Consider the following 10,964-nt stretch of genomic DNA (forward strand, 5'->3'; position numbering starts at 1 on the left):
TGGCGTGGAGCAACACGCCAGCGTTATCCCATTCCACTCATCGCATCGCCTAAATGGAAAATTGGCAGATACATTGCCACCACCAGCGTACCGATAATTCCTCCCGTTATGATCAGCAACGCCGGTTCCAGTAAGGCTGCGAGGTTATCCGCCAGCGCCATTGTGTTATCCCGATGATGATGGGCGAGGTTGTCTAACATGAGATCCAGCGAGCCGGATGCCTCTCCTGTTCTCACTAATTGCAAACAGAGCGGGCTAAACTCACCGGCATTTTTTAGCGCCAGCCAGATGGGGTGACCGTTACTGATATCGTGCTGGATTTGTGTCAGAAGTTGCACCCAGTACGGGCAGCGCATTGTTTCTCTGACGCTCTCAACGCCCTGTAAAAAAGAAATGCCTGCACTTTGTGTCAGCGTCAGAATCGTAAAGATCTGCGTGAGTTTTTGTCCCCGCATCAGTGAACCCATAATCGGGATGCGTAACAGCAATTTCTGCCGTGCGATAAGCCTGGTTGGGTGGCGCATCAGCAGCTTATTGGCTATCGCCAGCAGAAAGCCGAATAGCACCAGCAACCAACCCCATTCGCCACTAAAACTTGCCAGCGTCATGATCCCCTGCGTTAGCGCCGGTAGCGGAGTGTTAAAGGTCTTATAGATAGCGGCAAACTCCGGCAGAACAAAATGCAGCATTGCCACAACCACCATGATTGCCATCGCTAAAATGATAATGGGATAACGTAACGCTGATTTCACTTTGTCGGTCAACTGATGCTGGGCTTTTTGCTGACGCGCCAGTTCAAAGCAGCATTCATCCAGCTTACCGGTCAGTTCACCCGTGCGGATCATCGCCTGATAGAGCGGCGGAAATACCTCTGACCAGGGTAATAAGGCATTGGAAAAGGCAACGCCCTGTTCAAGATCGTGCGCCAGTGATTGCAGCAACGCTTGCCACTGCTTACTGGGATGCTGTTCCGCCAGCAGAGCCAGCCCTTCAGAAAGCGTTAACCCGGCTTTGAGTAGCGTCGCCAGTTGATGAATGACTTCCGCGCTTTTATCTCCTCGCCACTGCGCAGAATTGATGGCGATTCGCTTCAGGCTTAGTGGGGTAACCATCTGTTGCTGTAGTGCCATGAGCAGCAAAGCACGGCTCTCTGCCCATAGCATCCCATCTTGCGCATTGCCGTCGCCGGTTATGCCATGCCAGCGCCAGAGTTGCTTACTCGCCATGCGGCATCCCCAATACGCGGATTAACTCTTCAAAGGTGGTTAAGCCTTGCTCCACGGCCAGGCAGCCGTTTTCAAAAAGCGTTCGCATACCCGCCTGTCGGGCGTGCGTTTCCAGCGATTCAACGTCGGTATTAGCGGAAATAAGCTGACGTATGACCGGTGTTATGGGCAGAACTTCAAATAAGGCCGTGCGACCATAAAAACCGTGGTAGCAATGTACACAACCGGGTGCCTGCCAGTGGGGCAGCGGCGATGGCCATACATTGTCTGGAATATGGATGGGCTCCCCTTGCTGCCGGCGACAATGCGGGCAAAGTTTGCGTACCAGACGCTGGGCTATTACCAGCGTAAGCGCCGATGATAGCATCCAGCGGGCGACTCCCATTTGCTGTAAACGTACCAGCGTTTCGCAGGTGGAGTTAGTGTGTAGGGTAGACAACACCAGGTGACCGGTTTGCGCGGCTTTAATGGCAATTTCTGCCGTTTCGCCATCGCGGATCTCTCCGATCATGATGACGTCAGGATCCTGGCGCAATAACGCACGCAAAACGCCCTGAAAGGTGAGTCCGGCACGCGAATGGATTTGCGTCTGGTTTAGTCCGGCTATGGGGATCTCAACCGGATCTTCGACGCTACAAATATTAATGTCAGCGGTATTCAGCATTTGCAGGGCACTATAAAGCGTGACCGTTTTGCCGCTGCCTGTAGGGCCAGTTACCAGCACCAGTCCCTGTGGTTGTTGCAAGGCATGAGCAAAGTCCACCAGTTGTGACGGCTGCATTCCAAGCGTGTTAACATCCAGTGCCTGGTTCACCTGCTGTAACAACCTTAATACCACCTTTTCACCACCCCGACATGCTAAGGTCGCAATACGAAATGAGACGGCATTTCCTGCCAGTTCGACAGTGAATTGCCCGTCCTGCGGCAGGCGATGTTCCGCAATATCCAGGTTTCCCAGCACTTTTAATCTGGCGGTTAATGCGACTCCGGCATCCGGTGAAACGTCCGGTAAAGGATGCAATACGCCGTCGATACGCAAGCGGATGCGGTAGGCATTGTCCGCTGGTTCGATATGAATATCAGACGCGCGTTGTTCCAGCGCAGATTGTAACGTTCGAGTCAGCAACTCTGCTTTGGGCTGATGCTTCTCCTGAACAGCTACGGGCAATGTCTGTTGTGTGCGACTGGCGTGACCTTCCATTTGTTGGCGCGTCCAGCAGGTGATCTCAATACGTTTGGTGGTAGCGAAATGCAATGCGTCCAGTAGCTCATGCGAAGGTGCATCGACTACCGCAACATGAACCACCTCTTCGCTGGCATCCAGCAAGACTCCCTGATAACGCAGACACAGGGCAGTGAGCTGTGGAATATTCATTGCCGCTCCTTAGTTGGCGTCATCAAAGCGGAAGACATCTTCGCAGGCTTGCTGCAATGCGCTGTCACTTTGAATATTGCAGTTACGCGTCCAGCCGGTGACGCCGTTTGCGTTATCCCAACCCGGCGTCATGACGACGCTTAGTCCATTGAGACTTTCTTGCCCGGTCAGCGACACCACGCCCTTTGCCACACTCATGGCTGAAACATAGCGGGTGGTGGTAGGCGAGGGAATGCCATTGCTGCCACCGTCGCAGGTATTTAATCCACCATGTTCCAGCGCGCACAACTCTACGGCGGTACGGTAAGGCACAAAGGTTTGTAGCATGTCGGTGAGTGCGGCTTTGCGCAGGTAGTTTTGATAAGCGGGAATACCAATGGCGCTTAAAATGGCAATGATGCCAATAACCACCATCAGTTCGATAAGTGTAAAACCGCGTTGCTTGTCCATCTGTTTCGCTCCTTGATTTGGTTGGCGCTACTTTGGCAAACGCCATCAGCACAAGCGAGGGGCAAAAAACGAAACGGGAAAGCAGCTTCCGAGGTTTTTTATTTCGTTGCAGCGAAAGACAAGAAATTTGCGAGGCGTTACGAAGAAAGTTGGGGAAGGGGAGATTTATCCGCCCGCGATGGAGCGGATAAATCTGTTAGCAATTAGCGAAAACGCATTGAAAGGTCGAGTGCCTGTACGTGTTTAGTTAGTGCACCAACGGAGATAAAGTCCACGCCCGTTTCGGCAAATTCGCGCAGTGTTTTGTCAGTGACGTTGCCAGACACTTCCAGTAGCGCCTTGCCGTTGGTGCGTTTGACGGCTTCGCGCATCTGTTCTGTTTCGAAGTTATCCAGCATGATGATATCGGCACCTGCTTTCAGAGCTTCATCAAGTTCTTCCAGATTCTCTACTTCGACTTCTACTGGCGCATCCGGGTGCAACCAGGACGCTTTTTCGACCGCCTGCCGCACTGAGCCGGAGGCAATAATATGGTTTTCTTTGATCAGGAAGGCATCAGAAAGCCCCAGACGGTGATTCGCTCCGCCGCCGCAAAGTACCGCGTATTTCAGAGCTGAACGCAGGCCGGGTAAGGTTTTGCGCGTATCCAACAGCTGCGTGTTGGTGCCTTCCAGTAATTCGACATAGTGGCGTACCTTACTGGCAACTCCTGAAAGGGTTTGCACAAAATTAAGCGCAGTGCGTTCGCCCGTTAACAGCACGCGAGATGGGCCTTCAAGTTCGAACAAGGGTTGATTGGCGTTGATGACATCGCCGTCATCCACATGCCAGATTATGGTGACATCGTCGCCTGCCAGTTGAATAAACACCTCTTCAACCCAGCGTTTGCCGCAAAATACGCCATTCTCGCGGGTGATCACTGTGGCATGAGAGCGAGAGTTTTCCGGTAAAAGTTTTGCCGTAATGTCATTGTTGGCATCGACTGTTCCGCCTAAATCTTCCCGCAGCGCCTGGGCCACCGCGCCGGGGATATCGAGATTAATGCGTTCCAGCAGCTCGTCACGTCGGGTGTCAGGGTTATAGCGGCGAGGCGGCATGTTAAAACTCCAGATAGCTAACGAATCATAAGGTAGAAACATGCTACTCTGAACCGGGTATTAGCACCACATATAAGGAGATCCTGCATGTTGTTAGAACAGGGGTGGCTGGCTGGCGCGCGCCGCGTTCCCTCACCACATTACGATTGCCGCCCGGATGACGAAACACCCACTCTGCTGGTGGTGCACAATATTAGCCTGCCGCCAGGCGAGTTTGGCGGTCCGTGGATCGACGCATTATTCACTGGAACTATTGATCCGCAGGCGCATCCTTTCTTTGCTGAGATCGCCCATTTGCGCGTCTCCGCTCACTGTTTGATTCGCCGCGATGGTGAAATAGTCCAGTATGTTCCTTTCGATAAACGTGCCTGGCATGCGGGAGTCTCTCAGTATCAGGGGCGTGAACGCTGCAATGATTTTTCTATTGGGATTGAGCTGGAAGGCACCGATACGCTGGCGTATACCGATGCGCAGTATCAACAGCTTGCGGCGGTTACGCGGGCACTGATTGATCGCTATCCGGATATCGCTAATAACATGACGGGCCATTGTGATATTGCGCCGGATCGGAAAACCGATCCCGGCCCTGCATTTGATTGGGCACGGTTTCGTGCGCTGGTCAGCAAGGAGACAACATGACGCTATTTACAACCTTACTGGTGTTAATTTTCGAGCGCCTGTTTAAGTTGGGCGAGCACTGGCAGCTTGATCATCGTCTTGAAGCGTTCTTTCGGCGGGTGAAACATTTTTCTCTCGGGCGCACATTAGGCATGACCATTATTGCGATGGGCGTGACTTTTTTACTGTTACGCGCATTGCAGGGAGTATTGTTCAACGTTCCCACGCTGCTGGTGTGGCTGCTGATTGGTTTGCTGTGTATTGGCGCAGGTAAAGTTCGTCTTCATTATCATGCTTATCTGACAGCTGCTTCACGTAATGATAGCCATGCCCGTGCCACGATGGCTGGCGAACTCACCATGATTCACGGCGTCCCGGCAGGCTGCGATGAACGTGAGTATTTGCGTGAGCTGCAAAATGCATTGCTGTGGATTAACTTTCGTTTTTATCTTGCTCCGCTGTTCTGGCTGATTGTGGGGGGAACCTGGGGACCCGTTACGCTGATGGGGTATGCGTTTTTGCGTGCATGGCAATACTGGCTGGCGCGATACCAGACGCCGCATCATCGTTTACAGTCCGGCATTGATGGCGTGCTTCATGTACTGGATTGGGTGCCGGTTCGTCTTGCGGGTGTGGTATATGCCTTGATCGGTCATGGTGAGAAAGCGTTACCGGCCTGGTTTGCTTCGCTGGGTGATTTCCATACTTCGCAATATCAGGTATTAACGCGTCTGGCACAGTTCTCTCTGGCGCGTGAACCGCATGTCGATAAGGTGGAGACGCCAAAGGCAGCGGTTTCAATGGCGAAGAAAACCTCGTTCGTGGTCGTGGTGGTAATTGCGCTACTGACGATTTACGGGGCGTTGGTGTAAAGATTATTGCCCTCACCCTGCACGGGTGAGGGCGTAGAGAGATTAATGCGCTTTTACGGCTTTGGCGGTTTTCTCTTTAAACAGATAGCCGATACCTAACACGATCAGCCATACCGGGATCAGGTATACCGAAATCGCCATTCCTGGGGTCATCAGCATAATCACCAGTACCGCCGCCATAAACAGCAGGCAGATCCAGTTACCCAGCGGATAAAGCAGGGCAGGGAAGCGAGTTACCACGCCTTGTTCTTGTTTGGCACGACGGAATTTCATATGCGCCAGACTGATCATCGCCCAGTTGATGACCAGTGCAGATACCACCAGCGCCATTAACAGTCCGAAAGCGGACTCTGGGGCAAGGTAGTTAATCAGTACGCACAATGCCGTAACCAGCGCAGACACCAGAATAGTGTTAACCGGTACGCCGCGTTTATCGACAGACGCCAGCGCTTTTGGCGCGTTCCCTTGTTGTGCCAGACCGAACAGCATACGGCTGTTGCAATATACGCAGCTGTTGTACACGGAGAGCGCAGCAGTCAGTACCACGATATTCAGCGCATTCGCTACAAAGGTATCGCCTAACTCGTGGAAGATCAGCACAAACGGACTGGTATCGGTGGTAACGCGGGTCCACGGCATTAGTGAGAGCAGAACGGCTAACGAGCCAATATAGAAAATCAGGATGCGGTAGATAACCTGGTTAGTTGCTTTCGGGATACTTTGCTCCGGGTTATCAGCTTCTGCTGCGGTGATCCCCACCAGTTCCAGACCACCGAAAGAGAACATGATAATCGCCATCATCATCACCAGACCGGTGAAGCCGTGTGGCAGGAAACCACCCTGATCCCACAGGTTGCTAACGCTCGCCTGCGGGCCGCCGTTGCCGCTGAATAGCAGCCAGGCGCCGAAGATGATCATCGCTACCACCGCGATAACTTTGATAATGGCAAACCAGAACTCCATCTCGCCAAACACTTTTACGTTTGTCAGGTTGATGGCGTTGATCACCACAAAGAACACGGCGGCAGAAACCCAGGTTGGGATTTCCGGATACCAGAACTGAATGTATTTACCCACGGCAGTCAGCTCTGCCATGGCAACTAAAACGTACAGTACCCAGTAGTTCCAGCCAGAGGCGAAACCGGCAAAACTGCCCCAGTATTTATAAGCAAAGTGGCTAAAGGAGCCTGCGACAGGTTCTTCGACCACCATTTCACCTAGCTGACGCATGATCAGAAAGGCGATAAAACCAGCAATGGCGTAACCCAGGATAATCCCTGGCCCTGCGGACTGTATTACGGAGGCGCTACCCAGGAATAGCCCTGTCCCTATCGCGCCACCCAGCGCGATAAGCTGAATATGGCGGTTTTTAAGGCCGCGCTTTAGCTGCTCGCCGTGCTGTTGACCTTCCATTATGAAACCTCGTGTTGTGTTGTTTTTTTGAACTACGCAGCAATGCGTGTGTAATTTTGTAATTCCGTTTGTTGTATTGGTTTCTTTACATTTTATGTAACTGAATTATGATGATAGTACTTTCAACTATCACAAGATAATGGTATATGCGCGAGAATGCACCTGCTTTATGTAGATGTGTTGATTTTCTGGATAAAAAAAAAGCAATTGTAAGTTTTTCATCACATTTAATAGATACTTTAAGTCTGATAACATACTGTTTTAACTAGCTATATGTCGGATTTGTCTGCCTGCTGAACACCATGCCTTAGCCACCAGCACAATAATCTTACAAAAGGTCATATAAGAATAAATAGATGTTAATAATACAATGGGGTTGTAACGCGAGTATTTAAATATAATATTGCGAGCTAAGTGAAAACGTTAAGTAATTGAAATAATTTTTCATTAAAAGCGTTTCTTATTGATCGAGAAATAAGTTTTCTATTTAATGCAAAAAAGTTAAGGATAAACGGGAATGAAATAAAGTGGGCGATATTGTTTACCTGAGAATAATCGGTGAGAAGCAGGGCGATATTTCTTCAGGCTGTGGGACGTATGCGTCGGTTGGTAATCGCTGGCAGGTTGGCCATGAAGATGAAATTTTTGCCTTTGCACTTACCAACGCCATTACCAGTACTGGTAAAGGCGTTAATCTACAGGGGCTACAATTTTGCAAACTCATTGATAAAAGCTCACCGCTACTGTCTAATGCCATCAATCAGAATGAGCGGTTATTTATTGAAATCGATTTGTATCGTATAAATAAAAGCGGGCGCTGGGAACGGTATTATTATATTCAGCTAAGAAATGCTTCATTAACTGCTATTCATGTAAACATTTCTGACAATAATCTTCCTACCGAATGTATAACTGTCGATTATGACTATATATTATGTAAACATCTCATAGCCAATACAGAATTTGACTGGTTGGCCTTTCCTGCTGGCTATAATAGCTTATTTATTCCGCCTAAAAGTCCACCTGCCAGTAATCTTAAGCCTGAACCGCTACCAGTTGTTAACCTTCCACTCTCTTCACCAGCGGTTAACCCGGTCTATGCCAAATCCTGTCTGAAGGTGAAGGGATGTACAGATGCCGGAACGGCAGAAGAACCCGCTGAAAACTTCGGTCAAGTAGCGATTTTCGCTCAGCCAGTGGTTGATGACTGCTGTGGATACCACCATCCCGAGGCTAACGTTATCGGGGAACCCGCAGAAGCTCAAACCATGCTACTGTTCCCGAGTAGTGTGTTGGCGACTCAAATATGGGGAAAATGGTCGCTCAGTGGCGTACTCAGTGCAACCCGCGGCTCTTACATCGGTGCGTTGGCATCTGCTCTGTATATTCCCTCTGCGGGTGAGGGCAGTGCTCGTGTGCCTGGACGTGATGAGTTCTGGTATGAGGAAGAACTGCGCCAGAAAGCGCTTGCAGGCAGTACCGCCACTACCCGGGTGCGTTTTTTCTGGGGAACTGACATTCACAGCAAGCCCCAGGTATATGGTGTTCATACGGGTGAAGGTACGCCGTATGAAAACGTCCGCTTGGCGAACATGCTGTGGAACGAGGAGAGGCAGCGTTATGAATTTACCCCCGCTCACGATGTCGATGGCCCCCTGATTACCTGGACGCCGGAAAATCCGGAACATGGGAATGTTCCGGGCCATACCGGTAACGACAGGCCGCCGCTGGATCAGCCCACCATTCTGGTGACGCCGATTCCGGACGGTACAGATACCTATACCACGCCGCCATTCCCGGTTCCTGATCCGAAAGAATTCAACGATTATATTCTGGTTTTTCCGGCGGGATCCGGTATTAAGCCTATCTATGTTTACCTGAAGGAGGATCCGCGAAAGCTGCCTGGTGTTGTAACAGGGCACGGCGTCCCGCTTTCACCAGGAACTCGCTGGCTGGATATGTCGGTATCCAATAACGGCAACGGCGCACCAATCCCGGCGCATATTGCTGATAAATTGCGCGGACGGGAGTTTAAAACCTTTGATGAGTTTCGCGAGGCGCTGTGGCTGGAGGTGAGTAAAGACTCAGTGTTATTGGCGCAGTTTATAAAAAGTAATCAGAATAACGTTAGTCAAGGATATTCCCCCTATGTCCCTGAGGAGGGGTATTATTACGGACCAAATGAGATAGTTAAGAAATTCCAGATACATCATGTAGTTGCTATAGAACATGGTGGTGGAGTGTATGATATTGATAATTTTAAGATTGTTACGCCCCGACTACATGATGAAATTCACTACAGGAGATAATGTATATGCGTGATTTAAAAGATAAAATATATTTTTACACAGAAGGTGAATTTCTTGAAATGCTTGAGGAGATAGTAAATGCAACTAGCAAAGATAAATCCCTAAAAGGGAAAAAATTAGAAAAATATCTCGATACCTTAGTGGATCATTTCATTAAAATTACTGAACATCCTAAAAAGGGAGATCTCATTTTCTATCCTAATTCCCAAGAAGATGGTGAACCTGAAAACATCCTGAAAATTGTCAAAGAATGGCGGCGTTCACAGGGGTTACCCTTGTTTAAAGACTCTAAATAAAGTAGATAATAAAACTATATATGGAACATCATCGCATCTGGCTAATGCGATGATATTAATGACATAAAATAATAATGTGATTGCTCTTAAAAAACAGGTAAAAATACTGAAGCCTCATTAGGTTATTTTATCATTTTCCCGCTTTTACCGATACCCTTTGGCTGGAGGTGAGTCAGTATCCGGAGTTGATAGCGCAGTTTTCAAGCGGTAATCAAACACGTATAAAACAAGGAGTAATCGCAAAAGCACCACTTGAAGGTTGGCATTATGGCACTAAAGAAATCGTTAAAAAATTCCACATGTATCATCGTGTTGCGATTGAATATAGTGGCGGAATTTACGATATTGATAATTTAAGGAGGGCACACCTCATTTGCATGATGAAATTTATTACAGGAGATAGTTAAATGTATAATTTTAAAGATGAAATAGAAGATTACACAGAGCGGGAATTCATTGAGTTGCTTGGCGAGTTTACAAATCCAACCGGGGATAACGCTCAATTAAAAGGGGAAGAGCTTGACAAATATTGGGATGATCTAGAAGAACATCTTACCAGAATTACACAACATCCGTTGATGAGCGATCTTATCTACTATCCTGCAAAGAAGGGAGATGATGAACCTGAAAACATCCTGAAAATTGTCAAAGAATGGCGGCGTTCACAGGGGCTACCCTTGTTTAAAGACTCTAAATAAAGTAGATAATAAAACTATATATGGAACATCATCGCGTCTGGCTAATGCGATGATGTTAATAACATAAAATAATAATGTGGGTGCTCTTAAAAAACAGGTAAAATACTGAAATTTCATTAGGTTATTTTATCAATTTCCCGCTTTCACCGATACCCTTTGGCTGGAGGTGAGTCAGTATCCGGAGTTGATAGCGCAGTTTTCAACTGGTAACCAAACACGTATAAAACAAGGATTAATCGCAAAAGCGCCTCTTGAAGGTTGGCATTATGGCTCTAAGGAAATTGTTAAAGAATTCCATATATATCATAGTGTTGCGATTGAATGTGGTGGCGAAATTTATGATATTGATAATTAAAGGATTGTTACGCCTCGACTACATGATGAAATTCACTACAGGAGATAATGTATATGCATGATTTAAAATATAAAATATATTTTTACACAGAAGGTGAATTTCTTGAAATGCTTGAGGAGATAGTAAATGCAACTAGCAAAGATAAATCCCTAAAAGGGAAAAAATTAGAAAAATATCTCGATACCTTAGTGGATCATTTCATTAAAATTACTGAACATCCTAAAAAGGGAGATCTCATTTTCTATCCTAATTCCC

General features: G+C 48.2%; 13 protein-coding genes. 8 read left to right on the forward strand and 5 right to left on the reverse strand.

The annotated features are described in order from the left end of the window. Nucleotides 1–23: 23 nt before the first annotated feature. From hofC to nadC, 4 genes are all read right to left on the reverse strand, one after another. Nucleotides 24–1,226: a protein transport protein HofC gene (gene hofC / locus C4F37_RS08740; RefSeq protein ID WP_001540700.1), complete on the reverse strand. Its 1,203-nt coding sequence runs from the start codon at nucleotides 1,224–1,226 to the stop codon at nucleotides 24–26. After that, entirely contained in the window at nucleotides 1,216–2,601 is a 1,386-nt protein-coding gene (gene gspE / locus C4F37_RS08745; RefSeq protein WP_001025178.1) for a type II secretion system protein GspE, read from the reverse strand. Before gspE ends, hofC begins: the two co-directional genes overlap by 11 nt. Nucleotides 2,602–2,610: 9 nt before the next feature. After that, nucleotides 2,611–3,051 (reverse strand): prepilin peptidase-dependent pilin, encoded by a 441-nt coding sequence (gene ppdD / locus C4F37_RS08750; protein ID WP_000360914.1) that lies wholly within the window; start codon nucleotides 3,049–3,051, stop codon nucleotides 2,611–2,613. Nucleotides 3,052–3,254: 203 nt separating this feature from the next. Next, on the reverse strand, nucleotides 3,255–4,148 hold the full coding sequence (gene nadC, locus C4F37_RS08760; RefSeq protein WP_001135168.1) for a carboxylating nicotinate-nucleotide diphosphorylase: 894 nt from the start codon (nucleotides 4,146–4,148) through the stop codon (nucleotides 3,255–3,257). A gap of 87 nt (nucleotides 4,149–4,235) precedes the next feature. Here nadC and ampD point away from each other — a divergent pair, with 87 nt between their 5' ends. Together ampD and ampE are read left to right on the forward strand one after the other, a co-directional pair. Further along, nucleotides 4,236–4,787 carry a 1,6-anhydro-N-acetylmuramyl-L-alanine amidase AmpD gene (ampD, locus tag C4F37_RS08765; protein WP_000923703.1) on the forward strand — a complete coding sequence of 184 codons (552 nt, stop codon included), beginning with the start codon at nucleotides 4,236–4,238 and terminating at the stop codon, nucleotides 4,785–4,787. Continuing rightward, complete coding sequence (ampE, locus tag C4F37_RS08770) at nucleotides 4,784–5,638, forward strand: beta-lactamase regulator AmpE (protein WP_000172010.1); 855 nt, start codon at nucleotides 4,784–4,786, stop codon at nucleotides 5,636–5,638. Before ampD ends, ampE begins: the two co-directional genes overlap by 4 nt. Nucleotides 5,639–5,680: 42 nt before the next feature. Here ampE and aroP read toward each other — a convergent pair whose 3' ends face one another. Further along, the gene (gene aroP / locus C4F37_RS08775) at nucleotides 5,681–7,051 is read right to left on the reverse strand and encodes an aromatic amino acid transporter AroP (protein ID WP_001540704.1); all 1,371 of its coding nucleotides are present in this window, start codon (nucleotides 7,049–7,051) and stop codon (nucleotides 5,681–5,683) included. 527 nt (nucleotides 7,052–7,578) lie between these two features. Here aroP and tssD point away from each other — a divergent pair. From tssD to C4F37_RS08805, 6 genes are all read left to right on the forward strand, one after another. Beyond that, entirely contained in the window at nucleotides 7,579–9,360 is a 1,782-nt protein-coding gene (tssD, locus tag C4F37_RS08780) for a type VI secretion system tube protein TssD (RefSeq protein ID WP_001540706.1), read from the forward strand. A gap of 5 nt (nucleotides 9,361–9,365) precedes the next feature. Next, nucleotides 9,366–9,656 (forward strand): bacteriocin immunity protein, encoded by a 291-nt coding sequence (locus tag C4F37_RS08785; RefSeq protein WP_001519352.1) that lies wholly within the window; start codon nucleotides 9,366–9,368, stop codon nucleotides 9,654–9,656. Between the two features lie 167 nt (nucleotides 9,657–9,823). After that, nucleotides 9,824–10,063: a hypothetical protein gene (locus tag C4F37_RS08790; protein WP_023150874.1), complete on the forward strand. Its 240-nt coding sequence runs from the start codon at nucleotides 9,824–9,826 to the stop codon at nucleotides 10,061–10,063. Beyond that, nucleotides 10,064–10,354, forward strand: coding sequence for a bacteriocin immunity protein (locus C4F37_RS08795; RefSeq protein ID WP_000282221.1), 291 nt, complete (start codon nucleotides 10,064–10,066; stop codon nucleotides 10,352–10,354). Nucleotides 10,355–10,520: 166 nt separating this feature from the next. Further along, complete coding sequence (locus tag C4F37_RS08800; protein ID WP_000085117.1) at nucleotides 10,521–10,709, forward strand: hypothetical protein; 189 nt, start codon at nucleotides 10,521–10,523, stop codon at nucleotides 10,707–10,709. A 53-nt stretch (nucleotides 10,710–10,762) separates the two neighbouring features. Further along, the coding region (locus tag C4F37_RS08805) for a bacteriocin immunity protein (RefSeq protein WP_106106706.1) at nucleotides 10,763–10,964 on the forward strand (202 nt) is incomplete at its 3' end.

It is taken from the genome of Escherichia sp. R1, assembly GCF_003000935.1.
GTDB classification, from domain to species: Bacteria; Pseudomonadota; Gammaproteobacteria; order Enterobacterales; family Enterobacteriaceae; genus Escherichia; species Escherichia coli.

Coding starts and splice junctions, on each gene's coding strand:
- ppdD (WP_000360914.1), bottom strand. CDS start 3,051: ATGGACAAGCAACGCGGTTTTACACTTATCGAACTGATGGTGGTTATT.
- ampE (WP_000172010.1), top strand. CDS start 4,784: ATGACGCTATTTACAACCTTACTGGTGTTAATTTTCGAGCGCCTGTTT.
- nadC (WP_001135168.1), bottom strand. CDS start 4,148: ATGCCGCCTCGCCGCTATAACCCTGACACCCGACGTGACGAGCTGCTG.
- C4F37_RS08785 (WP_001519352.1), top strand. CDS start 9,366: ATGCGTGATTTAAAAGATAAAATATATTTTTACACAGAAGGTGAATTT.
- hofC (WP_001540700.1), bottom strand. CDS start 1,226: ATGGCGAGTAAGCAACTCTGGCGCTGGCATGGCATAACCGGCGACGGC.
- gspE (WP_001025178.1), bottom strand. CDS start 2,601: ATGAATATTCCACAGCTCACTGCCCTGTGTCTGCGTTATCAGGGAGTC.
- C4F37_RS08795 (WP_000282221.1), top strand. CDS start 10,064: ATGTATAATTTTAAAGATGAAATAGAAGATTACACAGAGCGGGAATTC.
- aroP (WP_001540704.1), bottom strand. CDS start 7,051: ATGGAAGGTCAACAGCACGGCGAGCAGCTAAAGCGCGGCCTTAAAAAC.
- ampD (WP_000923703.1), top strand. CDS start 4,236: ATGTTGTTAGAACAGGGGTGGCTGGCTGGCGCGCGCCGCGTTCCCTCA.